This is a genomic window from Thiomicrolovo sp. ZZH C-3 (genome assembly GCF_054862725.1).
On the sequence record NZ_JBTKXX010000001.1, the window covers coordinates 411695 to 425046 of the forward strand.

Here is a 13352-nt window from a genome sequence, read left to right on the forward strand (position 1 = left end):
CTAGCGCTGCGTTCGGAGTTTGCCCAGGATCAGCTCGAAGTGCTGGATCAGGTCGTAATACTCCCGGCGGTAGGAGAGCGGGACGTCGACTTTCTGGATCTTCTGCAATGCCTGTTCAAGCTTGTTGACCGCCTCCCGCCGCTGCGTTTCGTCGTAGGTCCCCATCTCATCTTCAATGGCATTGAGTGTTCTGTACCAGCGGTAGATCTTGGAGCGGCTGCGCCAGCTCACGAGGGGCAGGAAGAGTTTTACCAGCGGGATCATCAGGGCGATGACCGGAATGAAGAGCAGCATCAGGCGTTTGATGATCGAGGCGATCCAGAAGGGGAAGAGGCTCTCCAGCCAGCTTTCGCCGTCGCGCAGATAGACCTCTGCATCGGCATTGATGGGGAATTCCAGCCGCGAGGTGCCGGGGAACTCACCCTCTTTGCGGAAGACGCCCGCACCGCCGTGCACCTTTTGGGCGGCACGCAGCACCAGCCGGATGAGATCGGGGTGGAGATCCTCTCGGCTGACCAGCGTCGCCGTTGCGGCAATGAGGTGCTTGGTCGAGGCGGGGAGGTTGTGTTCGAGGTCCATGACCCCCTCATAAAGCGTAACAGTGTTGAGAAAGGGGTAGCGGACGGTATAGGCGTGGGACCGGGTGAAGTCGAGCAGTTTGATCTGCGGATCAAGCAGCAGCGTCTTCGTGAGCGGGGCGAAGGCGCCGATGATGCTGATGAGCGCATCGGCGTCACCGTCGAAAAGCGCCTGGGCCCCCGCATCGCTTTCGAGGGTCAGGAAGGTGCTGTTCTCTGGGGTGACGCCGTTCGCCCCGAGCAGGGTGATCGCCAGCGCTTTCGTCCCGCTCCCCTCGGCACCGACGGCGATACGTTTCCCCTTCAGTTCGCTCAGGTTATGGAGTTCCCCCGCGGCAGCGGAGCAGTAGACCCAGATCGGTTCGTTGTAGAGGCTCGCAAGCGAGGTGAAGGGCTCGTTTTTGAACGCATCCGTACTGCCGCTCTGCACGAAAGCGATATCGGCCTTGCGCGCTTTGAGCAGTCCCAGTGCCTCCACCGAACCATGCGTGGGGATGATCTCGACCGTCACGTGCTGTTTGGCGAGCAGGGCCTTGTAGCGCAGCGCGCTCTGATAGTAGATGCCGTTTTTCTCACCGGTGGCTATGGTGACGCGGTCGGGGGCCAGCGGGGGGAGGAAACGGCTGCCGATATAGAGCAGTCCCAGGAAGAGGGCGAGGAGGAGCAGAACGATCTTGCAGGCATGACACTTCATGACGCTATAATAACGAAAAAAGCGAAGCGGAACGATGACGCGTATTGCAATGGCCCTGCTTTTGATCTGTTCTCTCCTGTCGGCGGTGGATACGGCCGAAGAGGCGGCCAAAAAGGCGTACCTGGCCAACATCAATGCGCTGATGGTCTTTACGACGAAGGACGGGCTCAACTCCGGGACCTATGAATTCACCCGGGCCAATACGAGCATGTACATCATCCACCTGCCGCTGCGCTACCAGTTCGACCCATTCGCCCCGGATCTGAACGCCTTTGTGATCGGCGGGGTGGGTTACAGCGAATCCAGGCTGACCAACGACGTCAATACATCGACGCCGCTCTCCGGCGACATCGCGCTGAGTGCGACGAACATGCTGCGGACCTATACCGGCGGGATCGGCGGAGGACTGCGCTACCGGCCGGGGCTTGGGTTCGAGTTGCTCGGCGGGCTCGAAGCGATCTATTCCAGGGTCGGCATCGCCGCGCGGGACAACAACGGAGCGGGGGAGACCGTCGGCGACCTTTTCGAGGAGAGCTACAACGCCAATATCTCCTACCGCGTGTTTCTCGCGCTGGAGTACCGGCAAACCTGGCACCGCTACAAACCGTACGCGACACTCTCCTATGACCTTTATGAGACGAAAAGCGCCATCAGTACCAAACAGCTGAGCAAGTTCACGACACAGACAAGTGTCACCTCCTTTGCCATCGGCGGTGAAACGGCGCCGCTGGCCGACTATCACGGGATGTACCTGACGCTGGAGGGCTATCTGCGCGGCAGTTACCTGGGTGGTGACATCACCAGCGTGACCCACTTTGACGGGTATGGTACGCTCGGGGGCGTCGCCTACTGGTATGTCACGGAGGCGATGAACTATATCGAGCGCTTCTTTCTCGAAGTGAGCACGATCCAGGCCGACGGGCTGCGGGGGTATAACATCGGACTGGGCTTCACGCTGGATTACTAGGTCAGTAGGCGATACCCAGTCCGAAGCGGACAGTGTGGCGGTCGGACGCCAGCGGGGAGTCGCTGTAGTAGTAGTCCACGGTGATGGGCAGCGGGAGCTTGTTGAACCAGAAGGTGTCGAGCGTCAGCCCCGCCGAGGCTTCGGAGGTGTAGAGATGCGGGGCCGAGGGGTTGAAGGATTCGAGGTCGTAGTAGGCGTACCCGGCCCGCAGGGCTTCGCGGCGGAGCGAGACGGGGAAGGTGAAGAAGTAGGCGGAGAGGTTGAACACCTTGCGCAGCTCCGCATCGGCTTTGAGCGCGCTTTTGGCATAGGTCGTGTCGCGCAGGGTCGGCATGAGGACCGTCGAGGGGTCGTTCTCTGTGAGCTTGTCGGCGATGCCCGTTGCGAGTTTGACCCCCCGGGCGTCCAAACCGGTGTCGGCGTCGCTTTGCGAGTACTGCCCGCCCAGGGCAAGATAGAACCCGCAGCCCAGGTCGCGTTCCAGGGCCGCCTCCCCGCCCCAGGCAGTATCCCCCCGGTCGAAGGCGGCATAGGGGGTCAAAGCGTACAAGGCGTTTCGGTACATACTGACGCCGTACTGTTCGCTGCGTGCCAGGGGAAGGGAAAGGGAGATCGGAGTCCGGGTATCAGCTTCGTAGTCCTGGTAGTAGGCGGCCCGCAGCGCACCGTACGCGTAGCCGCGCCGCCAGAAGGGAAGCTCCGCTTCCGCCGAAAGACCGAAATAGCGGGGAGTAGGTTCGGTGGCGTTGCGCTCGGGGGTATCGATGACCCCGTAGGCGGTCACGGCGAACTGCAGGAGGTACTCGCTGTTGGCGTATCGCATCCCGCCGAGGGTGTATTCGTCGATGTTGCGGGTAACAAAAGCGGAAAGCGCATTGCGGGCCAGCGGGTCGGCAAAGTTAAGGGAGAGGGTATAGAGCAGCCCGGCATCGCTGTCGCTGCCCAGAGCGACGTCCGTGCCGCTGTAGTGGAGTTCGAGCGGTGAATGGTAGGGATGCTCCAGGCCGATAGCCCCCGCGGTCGAATTCGTCTCGGGAGCGCTCTCCCCTGCATTTTCGAAGAAGAGGGCGACCTCGTAGGGCGCCTCGTCGATCGTCTCGAGGGGTATCTTCTGATAGGTGTAGGCATCGTGTTTCATGATGGCCGCCAGGGCATGGGTGTCGTCGATCAGGCGTGCCTCGAAGATCGTGTCGGCGGGGTGCGCCCGCGTGATTTTGCCGCTATCATAGCGGAACAGTCCGGAGCCGTGCGGCGTATTGGCAATGAAGTAGACGCGGCCAAGGCTGTCAACGCCGCTGACGTTGCCGTAGTACCCCCGGAGGGTGAAGAGCGGGGTTTTGTTCCTGTAGAGCGTCCGCTCCTTGCCATCGCCCTGTACAAAATAGTAGAGGTTGTCCTCTTTGTCGATAAAGACGGAGGAGTTGGTGCGGGCATAAAAGCTGTCGCCGACATAGAGCTGCGGCTGGTCAAAGGAGGCGGGGACGTCGAAGTAGACGGGGGTGCCGTCGCGCAGGTACCCCTCGATGACACGGCCGGCCGTGCCGTCAACGAGGTGGGCGCCTTCCGTATAGAGTCCGGCCTCGATACGCAGCGGGGAGGTGTAGGCGCTGCTTTGGGTCGCGTAGCGGCCGCCCGGCGTCCTGACGACCTTCCCGGCGCGGTAGCTGCCGCTTTCCCGGTGCAGCGTACCGGTTTGCTTGTCGTAAACGACCAGTTCGGGGAAGCTCCTCCCGGTCGCGTTGACGGTAAAGTAGACGGCAGTGTCATCACTGTTCATGGGGGTGTAGAACTGGGTGCGGGCGAGGGGGGTGCCGTTGACATCCCTCATCTGCGCAGCTTCCGCCTCCATCCGTCCCGCCCAGGCGGCCAGGGTCGTTTCAAAGTCCTCACCCAGGGAGCGCCTCGTCGTGTTATTGGTAAAAAAGGGCCAGAACCAGTCGTGCGAATGCAGGCGCCAGTAGGCGTTGACGTCACTCATACCGTACGTATGGGCCAGGTCGTACTGGTAAAAGCCGCCGAGGGTGTAGAAGTGCGAACCGTAGAGAAAGTCGTAATGGGCATTGTAGACCCGCTCGGGGGTGAGGAGGCCTGCTTTCGCCTGCTGCAGGGTCGCGGCCTTGAAACGGCCGCTGTAGAGGCGCCCCCCGTTACCGTGCCACGACTCGTTCAGGACGGCGTTCCCTTCGAGCAGAAAGCTGCTTTCGGTAATGTTGGGCAGGGTAAACCAGGGCAGCAGGACGAAACCGTTGCCGAAAACGGTGTGCAGCGTACCGGAGACGGGGTTGTCCTTGACGTTCATCTGGTAGTTGTGCGCACTTTCGTGGTACAGAAGAGTGTTCAGCCAGGAGGTCGTGCTGAAGTAGTCGATCATCAGCGCCCCGCCGCCGTAGTTGATCTGGCGGTTGAGGGGGTAGGGGGTGGAAAAGCCGTTGGCGATCTGATTGTGGCTGGAGAGCAGGCCGACGTAGAGCGTCTCGTCCATGGTGTAGCCGTACAGTTTGTCGTACTGCGGCAGCAGGAGGCTTTCGACGGCAGCCGCTTCCCGGGCGATGGGGAGGTTGGCTTCCGTATAGATCAGTTCGCAGTCGCCGACTTCGGCCGTGAAATAGGGGACATCGCAGGGGACGGTACTGCTTTGCAGCAGTGCTGCTTGCAGGCCAAACGTGCTCAGGAACAGAAGGGATGTCAATCGCACCATACGGAAATACCTCGGGGGAGTTGTCACATTATAGTGCCTGTACGGTTACAAAGCAACCGGGTTCAGTCCCGATGGGTATAATAGCGGCTATGAATGATTCCGCAACCTACCAAAAAAAGAAGCGTTTTTTCGAAGGCATGATCACCCTCTACGGCCGCAACGCCGTGGAGGAGGTCCTGGATGATAATACGGTGGAGATCCATGCGCTCCACCTGGCCGAGTCGAACAAGAAGGAGGGGGTGATCGACCGGATCATGGCCAAGGCCGAGGCGCGGGGTGTACCGGTCAAGTACCACGCCAAAGCGGCGCTGTCGCGCATTTCGCGGAATGCGAAACAGGACCAGGGGGTTGCCCTGGACATCATCGCACCGACCTATCGCAGCGCGGAGACGCTGCTGGAAACACCGGCGGCCGGGGGGCGGCTGCTGGCGCTCGACGGTATCCACAACCCGCAGAACCTCGGGATGATCATCCGCTCGGCGGCGGCGGGGAACGTCGACGGCATCCTGCTGCCCAAACAGGGCAGCGCCAAACTCTCGCCCCTGGTGATGAAGGCGAGCGCGGGGACGCTTTTTAAACTGCCGATCTACTACTGCGATACGCTCCCCGAGATCCTGGAGGCGCTGCAGGCGCAGGGGTGGAATATCTTCGGTCTCTCCTCCCACGCCGATACCACGCTGCACACCCTGGCCGTTCCGGCACGGGCGGTCTTCGTACTGGGCAATGAGAGCGAGGGGATGAGCGACGCCGTGGCGGCGCGCTGCAATGCACAGGTCGCCATCCCGATGCAGCGGGGGGTCGAGTCGCTCAACGTCGCCGTGACGGCGGCACTGCTGGCCTTTCTGCCGGCCGGGGAGCGCTAGGATGAAGCGGGTAGGGCTGCTCCTGCTCCTGCTCTGTCTTGGGGCGATGGCGGAGAGCCGGTTCGAGACGGGGATGGCGCATTACCGTCAGGGGGATTACCCCGCAGCGTTCGAGCTCTTCAGGGCCGCTTACGAGGCGACGGAGGATGAGGACGCGGCCTATATGCTCGCCAGAATGTACGAGAAGGGGGAGGGGGTCGACGCCGACCAGGCCAGGGCGGACAAGTGGTACCGCCGTTCGGCGCGGCGCTACTTCGAGGCGGCGGCGGACTCCTCGCTGCACCGGGAGAACAAGCGGCTGCTCACAACCTACCGCGAACTCGACCCCGTCGAGGACAACGAGACCGCGGAGACGATCCGCAAAAAAATCGTTTCCGATTTCGGCCTCAAAACCTATCATGAAAACTACCTGCTCCCCTTCGGGTACCGTGAAGGCGTGTATGACAGCTATGTGCCCTCGGATCATTACAAGAACATCGAATCGGAGCTGCAGCTGAGTTTCCGCCTCGATTTCCTTCCAGATCTCTTCGGCCTGAACGAGACCTATTCGGCGGCCTACACCCAGCGCTCTTTCTGGCAGGTCTATGCAGGCTCCTCGCCCTTCCGGGAGACGAACTACCAGCCCGAAGTCTTCGTCACCTTCCCGACGGCGTCGCACAAGGTACCGATCAAGTCGGTTGCCCTCGGTTTTGCCCATCAGTCCAACGGGCAGGGCAACATCACCGAGCAGGATTTCGGCGATATCAACGTCAGCGACCCGGCGGCCATCGCCCCTTACCTGCGCAACCGTTCGCGTTCATGGAACTACGCCTGGACGGAGGCGGTTTTCCAGACGGGAAGCCTCTTTACGGAGCTGAAGCTCTGGTACCGGTTCAAGGAGAAGGACGAGGATGACAACCCGGACCTGACCGACTATCTCGGGTACGGGTCGCTGCGGTTTATTCTGCCCTACGGCAAAAGCATGACGAGCCTGCTGCTGCGGCAGAACTTTGCGACGGGAAAGGGGGCGCAGCAGCTGATCTGGACCTACCCGCTCTCGCACCGCGAGAACGTCTTCTGGTGTCTGAAGGCCTTCACCGGCTACGGCGAGAGCCTGATCGACTACAACAACTACGTGACGAAGTTCTCGATCGGGTTCAGCTTTTCGCGCTAGCGCACTCAGGAGAACATGATCTCGTAGGGGCGGCGGATCGCTTCGACGACCTCCCCGACGCTCATATGGCGGCTTTTGCGCAGGAACTCCCGGCCGTCGAGGAAGACAAGCAGGGTCGGGATGGCGAAGACGCTGAAGTGCGAGGCGATCTCCGGGGATTCGGAGATGTCGACAGTGACGATCTCGATAGCGTCGAAGTTGGTGGTGACGGCCTCGACGAGCTTGGGCTTGAGGGCGTGGCAGACGTTGCAGGTCGGCGCGCTGAAGTAGAGCATGACCGCCGGCTTCTCGCGCAGGGTGTTTTCGATCTCTGTGAGTGTTTGCATAACGGAATTCTACCCCACAATCACGCAATAATGTCGAAGACCGCTTCGCGCTTGCCTCTTTTCTCGAGGATCTCCCGGCAGGCGAGGCCGGGGATATGCGACGCGAGCAGGGCGTCGATTGTTTCATAGCGGTGCTGCGCGAGGTGGCGCAGCACGGTGCCGCGGTAGGCTTTCGCCCAGTGGCTCACCACCTTCCCCTCTTTCATGAACTTCATCGTCGTGACGGGTTTTGCCGGTTTGAAGAACTTGTCATAGTAGCCGGCGCGCAGGTCCAGGATCTCGTCGTCGCCGATCAGATCGTCCAGCGCAGCGTTGTACGCATCCTTATAATAGCGTTCGGGCGCAATGCCGTCGACGCTGTTGCCCTGTTTCACTTTATAGGTGGGAATACGGTCGCCGCCGCGCAGCGGGCCGAAGAGGTTGGAGAAGATGATGAGGCGCTCCTGCAGGTAAGCCTTGGCCTCCGCATCGAGGGAGGGGTAGTCGAGGTAGTCGTAGGCGACCCCGTCGTAGCGTTCGACGGCTGGCAGTGTCGGGGCGCTGTAGAGGTCGGCGATATAGGCCCGGGCGTCCTCGGCTTTTTTCAGACCGAAAAGGGCGAGCACAGCATCCTGGTCCTGGCCGTTAACCAGGCGGTTGTAGGCATCGAGGATGGGGCCGCGGTCCGCCAGACCGAAGAGGAGATGTTCCTCGCTGAGGTTGGCGGAACTGCCGCCGGCGCGTTTTCCTTCGGAGGGGGAGAAGAGGGTGTAAATCATGCTGAAATCTCTTTTTTGCATATTGTACAAAATTTTTTCATTTTAGTCTTGACATTGCGTGTGGAATCGACTATAATTCTGGCTCAATTTCAAATACGCCGGCATAGCTCAGCTGGTAGAGCAACTGATTTGTAATCAGTAGGCCCGGGATTCGACTTCTCGTGCCGGCACCATTTCGAAATTGAATTTTCATTTAGAAACAGTGTTAGACCAGATTTAACAGGCCGTGGTGAGATACTCAAGTGGCCAACGAGGGCAGACTGTAAATCTGCTGGTTTTTACCTTCGGAGGTTCGAATCCTCCTCTCACCACCATTGCGGGAATAGCTCAGTTGGCTAGAGCGTCAGCCTTCCAAGCTGAGGGTCGCGAGTTCGAGTCTCGTTTCCCGCTCCACTGGGAGCTGTAGTATAAGTTGTTTACTACTTCACAACTACATAAATAGTTTTTAGTTTCCCATTATTACTTTATTGCTGTTACATGCCCAGTTAGCTCAGAGGTAGAGCACTTCCTTGGTAAGGAAGAGGTCGGCAGTTCAATTCTGCTACTGGGCTCCACGGAACGTTTGGGTACGTTTCACTGTAATGCCAAAGTAATAATTGGAGCCTAAAAAGCTATTTTGTACGCTTTATCTGGTATAATTCCGTTTCCATTAATTCTTAAAGTCGGAGGACACAATGGCAAAAGAAAAATTTGAACGTACGAAACCGCACGTTAACATCGGTACCATCGGTCACGTTGACCACGGTAAAACTACACTGACTGCTGCGATCACAGCGGTACTCGCTACTAAAGGTGAAGCGGAGCTGATGGACTACGATCAGATCGACAACGCACCGGAAGAGCGCGAACGCGGTATTACGATCGCAACGTCTCACGTTGAATACGAAACAGACAACCGCCACTATGCGCACGTTGACTGTCCGGGCCACGCCGACTACGTTAAGAACATGATTACGGGTGCGGCACAGATGGACGGTGCGATCCTCGTTGTTTCTGCAGCTGACGGCCCGATGCCGCAAACACGTGAGCACATCCTCCTCTCTCGCCAGGTCGGTGTCCCTTACATCGTTGTCTTCATGAACAAAGAAGATATGGTTGACGATGAAGAACTCCTCGAGCTCGTCGAGATGGAAATCCGCGAACTGCTCGACCAGTACGAGTTCCCGGGTGATGACACTCCGATCGTTGCAGGTTCTGCACTCAAAGCACTGGAAGAAGCAAAAGCTGGTGAAGTTGGCGAGTGGGGCGAAAAGATCCTCAAGCTGATGGACGAAGTTGACGCGTACATTCCGGAGCCGGAGCGCGAAACAGACAAAGACTTCCTGATGCCGGTTGAGGACGTATTCTCTATCTCCGGTCGTGGTACAGTTGTTACTGGTCGTGTTGAACGCGGTCAGGTCTGTGTCGGTGAGGAAATCGAGATCGTCGGTATCAAAGACACTCAGAAAACTACGGTTACTGGTGTTGAAATGTTCCGTAAAGAGATGGATTGTGGTGTTGCGGGTGACAACTGTGGTGTCCTCCTCCGCGGTATCGCTAAAGAAGCGGTTGAGCGTGGCCAGGTTCTCTGTAAGCCGGGTTCAATCACTCCGCACACGAAGTTCGAAGCAGAAGTCTATATCCTCTCCAAAGAGGAAGGTGGACGCCATACTCCGTTCTTCAACGGTTACCGCCCGCAGTTCTACGTCCGTACAACTGACGTAACAGGTGCGATCACTCTGCCGGAAGGTACAGAGATGGTTATGCCGGGTGACAACGTTGCGATCGTCGCAGAACTCATCGCTCCGATCGCGATGGAAGAAGGTACACGCTTCGCGATTCGCGAAGGTGGCCGTACTGTCGGCGCCGGCGTCGTTTCCAAAATCCTTGCGTAATCGGGTTTCCGATTCGCAACACTAGGAAATAACAATGCGTGAAAATATCCACCTCGCTTGTGAGAAGTGCACACGTCGCAACTACCACACAAGCAAAAACAAAAAGACGCACACTGAGAAATTCTCTGTGCGCAAATACTGCAAGTTCTGCCGCGAACATACGGTTCACAAAGAAGCAAAACTGTAAGTTGTTCTCCCGCTCGGGAGAATCATAGGCGAATAGCTCCAATGGTAGAGCGCCGGATTCCAAATCCGATGGTTGGGGGTTCGAGTCCCTCTTCGCCTGCCACATTCCTGATCAATGCAGCCCTGGGGCTTCAGTTATCGCGAATGTCAATGCGCACCTCGAAAAATCTCCGCGTCGGGTTCTTCGAGGTGCGCAAGAGGAATAGAAATGAAATCAACACTTAGCAGTTATGTCAGAAACGCCCGCATCGAGCTCTCCAAAGTCATTTTCCCGACTAAGGCGCAGGTGAAACAGGCGTTCATCGCCGTGGTGGTGGTTGTTGCTTTCGTTTCGATCTTTTTGGCACTTGTAGACCTGATCATGTCTTCATCACTGTCAGCGATTTTGGGCTAAGGGAGAACATATGGCACATCAATGGTATTCTATCCAGACCTACGCAGGCAGCGAACGCAGCGTCAAAAACGCGATCCTCAACCTGATCGACGAGCACAACCTCGGCGATAAGATCAATGAGGTCGTCGTCCCGACGGAAGACGTCATCGAGGTCAAAGACGGAAAGAAAAAGATCAGTGAACGTTCCCTCTATTCCGGTTACGTTTTTATCAATGTCGATCTTGACACGCCGACGCAGCACCTGATCCAGTCGCTGCCGCGCGTCTCCGGTTTCATCGGTGAGGCCAACCACCCGACGCCGCTGAGCGACAACGACATCAACACGATCCTCGACCGCGTCGAGAACCGCGCGGCGCCGAAACCGAAGGTCTACTTCGAGAACGGCGAGATGGTCCGCATCATCGACGGCCCGTTCGCGAACTTTACGGGTACGGTCGACGAATACGACCTCGAACACGGTACGCTCAAACTCAACGTTTCGATCTTTGGGCGCAGCACCCCGGTGGACATTTCGTACACCCAGGTCGAAAAAATTATTTAATCTTACAAAGGAAAAGGAAGCACAATGGCAAAGAAAGTCATGGGTTATATCAAGTTGCAAATTCAAGCCGGCGCTGCCAACCCGGCACCTCCGGTCGGTCCTGCGCTGGGTCAGCGCGGCGTCAACATCATGGAATTCTGTAAAGCATTCAATGAGAAGACAAAAGACAAAGCGGGCTTCAAAGTTCCGACCATTATTACGGTCTACAACGACAGAAGCTTCTCTTTCGTCACTAAGCAGCCGCCGGCATCCGCCCTGCTGATGAAAGCAGCCGGTATCAAGAAGGGTTCTGACAACCCGCTGAAAAACAAAGTCGCCAAGATCACAAAGGCGCAGCTGATGGAAGTCGTCAAGATGAAAATCGCTGACCTGAACACGGACGACGAAGAGATGGCCGCGAACATCCTCGCCGGTTCTGCCCGTTCTATGGGCCTCGAAATTACAGAGTAACTGTAAACCGAAATATCTTCGACCGCAAAGATAGAAAAAAACTGCGGCAGAATAAATTCAGGAGAATAATATGGCTAGCAAGCGTTATAAGCAGCTGAATGAAAAAATCGACGCGACAAAACAGTACAGCGTCGTTGAAGCGGCAGCAGTCGTCAAAGATCTGCAGTCTGCCAAGTTTGACGAAACGGTCGAAATCGCGATGAACCTGGGTGTTGACCCGCGCCACGCTGACCAGATGGTCCGCGGTGCCGTTGTGCTTCCTCACGGTACAGGTAAAAAAGTTCGCGTTGCCGTTTTCGCCAAAGGTGCGAAAATCGACGAGGCAAAAGAAGCCGGTGCCGATATCGTCGGTACGGATGAGCTTGTCGAAATGATCCAGGCGGGCAACATCGACTTCGACGTCGTTGTCGCTGCACCGGACTGTATGGGCGTCGTCGGTAAGATCGGCCGTATCCTCGGGCCAAAAGGTCTCATGCCGAACCCGAAAACCGGAACGGTTACACCGGACGTTGCGACGGCGGTCAAAAACGTTAAAGGCGGCCAGGTCGCTTTCCGTGTTGACAAAAAAGGTAACATCCACGCCGGTATCGGCAAAGCAAGCTTCGACGCTGACAAGATCGCCGAGAACGTCAAGGCGTTCGTTGCTGCGATCAACAAGCAGAAGCCGGCATCTGCCAAAGGCCGTTACATCAAGAACGCTGCGCTCTCTCTGACGATGAGCCCGGCGCTCAAATTTGATCTCGCCGAACTGGCGGACATCAAGTAATTCTTTCCCCTTTGGGGGACGGAAGTCTTGCGTTTGACATTACGGATGCCAGACGCAAGATTTTCACTACACGAAGATCTGAAATCTTTGGACTGAAGAGAGTTGGGGGCAGCCTGTGCTGCTTAATCGGCCTTTCCCCGCCCCGCTTGAAGTTAAAGTCTGGAAAGGAGAACGAATGACAAGAGCTGAAAAAACGGAAGTCGTCAACTACCTTACCGGAGAATTCGGAAGTGTTGCGGCCGTCGTTATCTGTGACTATAACGGTCTTGGTGTTGCTGACCTCGAAGAACTGCGCGGTATGGCACGTCAAAGCGATGCGAAAGTTCAGGTTGTGAAGAACACCCTGGCGAACATCGCTCTGGCAAACGCAGAGATGACAGGCGTCGAGCTGAAAGATATGAACATCTTCATCTGGTCCGACGACGTTATCGGTGCAGCGAAAGTTGCGGCGGATTTCGCCAAGAAGAACGAGAAACTGAGCATCAAAGCCGGTTACCTCGACAAAGAGCCTGCGGACAAAGCGAAGATCGAAGCCTTCGCAAAACTCCCGGGTCGCAACGAACTGCTTGGCATGCTGGCTGCTACCTGGATGGCACCGCTCACCAACTTTACGATCGGTCTCGATGCGCTTAGAAAGAAGCGCGAAGAAGAGGCTTAATTACTATTACTAACTACCATTAGGAGATAAAAATGGCTGTAACTAAAGAAGACGTACTCGAGTACATCTCTAACCTTTCCGTTCTCGAACTTTCTGAGCTTGTTAAAGAGTTCGAAGAGAAATTCGGTGTATCCGCTCAGCCGGTCGCTGTTGCTGGTGTTGCCGGTGGCGACGCTGGTGCCGCTGCTGAAGAGAAAACTGAATTCGACGTTATCCTCAAAGACGCTGGTGCGAAGAAGATCAACGTTATTAAAGTTGTCCGCGGCCTCACTGGTCTCGGCCTCAAAGAAGCGAAAGAAGCGGTTGAAACTGCCGGTTCTGTCATCAAAGAAGGCGTCGACAAAGAGACTGCCGAAGCTGCAAAGAAAGAACTCGAAGAAGCTGGCGCTTCTGTCGAACTCAAGTAAGTTTCACTATCATATCGGGAGGCCTTGCCTTCCGAGCTT

The 13352-nt window shown here is 57.1% G+C and carries 15 protein-coding genes and 5 tRNA genes; 16 read left to right on the top strand and 4 right to left on the bottom strand.

The window, feature by feature from the left end; translation table 11 throughout:
* Positions 1-1272: a TAXI family TRAP transporter solute-binding subunit gene (locus tag ACXWTF_RS02145; RefSeq protein WP_461713391.1), complete on the bottom strand. Its 1272-nt coding sequence runs from the start codon at positions 1270-1272 to the stop codon at positions 1-3.
* Between the two features lie 34 nt (positions 1273-1306).
* Here ACXWTF_RS02145 and ACXWTF_RS02150 point away from each other — a divergent pair, with 34 nt between their 5' ends.
* Positions 1307-2239 (top strand): hypothetical protein, encoded by a 933-nt coding sequence (locus ACXWTF_RS02150; RefSeq protein ID WP_461713392.1) that lies wholly within the window; start codon positions 1307-1309, stop codon positions 2237-2239.
* A gap of 1 nt (position 2240) precedes the next feature.
* On the opposite strand, the gene ACXWTF_RS02155 is transcribed toward ACXWTF_RS02150, so the two are convergent.
* Positions 2241-4937: a hypothetical protein gene (locus ACXWTF_RS02155; protein WP_461713393.1), complete on the bottom strand. Its 2697-nt coding sequence runs from the start codon at positions 4935-4937 to the stop codon at positions 2241-2243.
* An 89-nt stretch (positions 4938-5026) separates the two neighbouring features.
* Here ACXWTF_RS02155 and ACXWTF_RS02160 point away from each other — a divergent pair, with 89 nt between their 5' ends.
* Entirely contained in the window at positions 5027-5800 is a 774-nt protein-coding gene (locus ACXWTF_RS02160) for a TrmH family RNA methyltransferase (protein ID WP_461713394.1), read from the top strand.
* Between the two features lies 1 nt (position 5801).
* Complete coding sequence (locus ACXWTF_RS02165) at positions 5802-6953, top strand: phospholipase A (protein WP_461713395.1); 1152 nt, start codon at positions 5802-5804, stop codon at positions 6951-6953.
* A 5-nt stretch (positions 6954-6958) separates the two neighbouring features.
* On the opposite strand, the gene ACXWTF_RS02170 is transcribed toward ACXWTF_RS02165, so the two are convergent.
* Both ACXWTF_RS02170 and ACXWTF_RS02175 read right to left on the bottom strand, forming a co-directional pair.
* Positions 6959-7279: a thioredoxin family protein gene (locus ACXWTF_RS02170; RefSeq protein WP_461713396.1), complete on the bottom strand. Its 321-nt coding sequence runs from the start codon at positions 7277-7279 to the stop codon at positions 6959-6961.
* 20 nt (positions 7280-7299) lie between these two features.
* Complete coding sequence (locus ACXWTF_RS02175) at positions 7300-8037, bottom strand: YaaA family protein (RefSeq protein WP_461713397.1); 738 nt, start codon at positions 8035-8037, stop codon at positions 7300-7302.
* A gap of 97 nt (positions 8038-8134) precedes the next feature.
* Between ACXWTF_RS02175 and ACXWTF_RS02180 the strand changes: the two genes are divergently transcribed.
* From ACXWTF_RS02180 to rplL, 13 genes are all read left to right on the top strand, one after another.
* A tRNA-Thr gene (locus ACXWTF_RS02180) sits at positions 8135-8210 on the top strand.
* 55 nt (positions 8211-8265) lie between these two features.
* Positions 8266-8351: transfer RNA gene (locus ACXWTF_RS02185), tRNA-Tyr, on the top strand.
* Between the two features lie 2 nt (positions 8352-8353).
* Positions 8354-8430 (top strand) — tRNA-Gly (locus ACXWTF_RS02190).
* Positions 8431-8516: 86 nt separating this feature from the next.
* A tRNA-Thr gene (locus ACXWTF_RS02195) sits at positions 8517-8591 on the top strand.
* Positions 8592-8711: 120 nt separating this feature from the next.
* Positions 8712-9911, top strand: coding sequence for an elongation factor Tu (gene tuf / locus ACXWTF_RS02200; protein ID WP_416768726.1), 1200 nt, complete (start codon positions 8712-8714; stop codon positions 9909-9911).
* Positions 9912-9945: 34 nt separating this feature from the next.
* Entirely contained in the window at positions 9946-10098 is a 153-nt protein-coding gene (rpmG, locus tag ACXWTF_RS02205; protein WP_231020107.1) for a 50S ribosomal protein L33, read from the top strand.
* A gap of 26 nt (positions 10099-10124) precedes the next feature.
* Positions 10125-10200, top strand: a tRNA-Trp gene (locus tag ACXWTF_RS02210).
* A gap of 105 nt (positions 10201-10305) precedes the next feature.
* The gene (secE, locus tag ACXWTF_RS02215; RefSeq protein ID WP_345970565.1) at positions 10306-10491 is read left to right on the top strand and encodes a preprotein translocase subunit SecE; all 186 of its coding nucleotides are present in this window, start codon (positions 10306-10308) and stop codon (positions 10489-10491) included.
* Between the two features lie 10 nt (positions 10492-10501).
* Positions 10502-11032 (top strand): transcription termination/antitermination protein NusG, encoded by a 531-nt coding sequence (gene nusG, locus ACXWTF_RS02220; RefSeq protein WP_461713398.1) that lies wholly within the window; start codon positions 10502-10504, stop codon positions 11030-11032.
* A 24-nt stretch (positions 11033-11056) separates the two neighbouring features.
* Positions 11057-11482: a 50S ribosomal protein L11 gene (rplK, locus tag ACXWTF_RS02225; RefSeq protein ID WP_345970568.1), complete on the top strand. Its 426-nt coding sequence runs from the start codon at positions 11057-11059 to the stop codon at positions 11480-11482.
* A gap of 70 nt (positions 11483-11552) precedes the next feature.
* Positions 11553-12248: a 50S ribosomal protein L1 gene (gene rplA / locus ACXWTF_RS02230; protein WP_461713399.1), complete on the top strand. Its 696-nt coding sequence runs from the start codon at positions 11553-11555 to the stop codon at positions 12246-12248.
* A 175-nt stretch (positions 12249-12423) separates the two neighbouring features.
* On the top strand, positions 12424-12906 hold the full coding sequence (rplJ, locus tag ACXWTF_RS02235; protein ID WP_231020117.1) for a 50S ribosomal protein L10: 483 nt from the start codon (positions 12424-12426) through the stop codon (positions 12904-12906).
* Positions 12907-12938: 32 nt separating this feature from the next.
* Positions 12939-13313: a 50S ribosomal protein L7/L12 gene (gene rplL / locus ACXWTF_RS02240; RefSeq protein WP_345970574.1), complete on the top strand. Its 375-nt coding sequence runs from the start codon at positions 12939-12941 to the stop codon at positions 13311-13313.
* Positions 13314-13352: the final 39 nt, after the last annotated feature.

Bases quoted from the DNA above. Each gene is read 5' to 3' on its own strand.
- ACXWTF_RS02155 (WP_461713393.1), bottom strand. From the start codon at position 4,937: ATGGTGCGATTGACATCCCTTCTGTTCCTGAGCACGTTTGGCCTGCAA.
- tuf (WP_416768726.1), top strand. From the start codon at position 8,712: ATGGCAAAAGAAAAATTTGAACGTACGAAACCGCACGTTAACATCGGT.
- ACXWTF_RS02160 (WP_461713394.1), top strand. From the start codon at position 5,027: ATGAATGATTCCGCAACCTACCAAAAAAAGAAGCGTTTTTTCGAAGGC.
- rplL (WP_345970574.1), top strand. From the start codon at position 12,939: ATGGCTGTAACTAAAGAAGACGTACTCGAGTACATCTCTAACCTTTCC.
- ACXWTF_RS02150 (WP_461713392.1), top strand. From the start codon at position 1,307: ATGACGCGTATTGCAATGGCCCTGCTTTTGATCTGTTCTCTCCTGTCG.
- rplJ (WP_231020117.1), top strand. From the start codon at position 12,424: ATGACAAGAGCTGAAAAAACGGAAGTCGTCAACTACCTTACCGGAGAA.
- nusG (WP_461713398.1), top strand. From the start codon at position 10,502: ATGGCACATCAATGGTATTCTATCCAGACCTACGCAGGCAGCGAACGC.
- ACXWTF_RS02175 (WP_461713397.1), bottom strand. From the start codon at position 8,037: ATGATTTACACCCTCTTCTCCCCCTCCGAAGGAAAACGCGCCGGCGGC.
- rplA (WP_461713399.1), top strand. From the start codon at position 11,553: ATGGCTAGCAAGCGTTATAAGCAGCTGAATGAAAAAATCGACGCGACA.
- ACXWTF_RS02170 (WP_461713396.1), bottom strand. From the start codon at position 7,279: ATGCAAACACTCACAGAGATCGAAAACACCCTGCGCGAGAAGCCGGCG.
- ACXWTF_RS02145 (WP_461713391.1), bottom strand. From the start codon at position 1,272: ATGAAGTGTCATGCCTGCAAGATCGTTCTGCTCCTCCTCGCCCTCTTC.
- rplK (WP_345970568.1), top strand. From the start codon at position 11,057: ATGGCAAAGAAAGTCATGGGTTATATCAAGTTGCAAATTCAAGCCGGC.
- ACXWTF_RS02165 (WP_461713395.1), top strand. From the start codon at position 5,802: ATGAAGCGGGTAGGGCTGCTCCTGCTCCTGCTCTGTCTTGGGGCGATG.
- rpmG (WP_231020107.1), top strand. From the start codon at position 9,946: ATGCGTGAAAATATCCACCTCGCTTGTGAGAAGTGCACACGTCGCAAC.
- secE (WP_345970565.1), top strand. From the start codon at position 10,306: ATGAAATCAACACTTAGCAGTTATGTCAGAAACGCCCGCATCGAGCTC.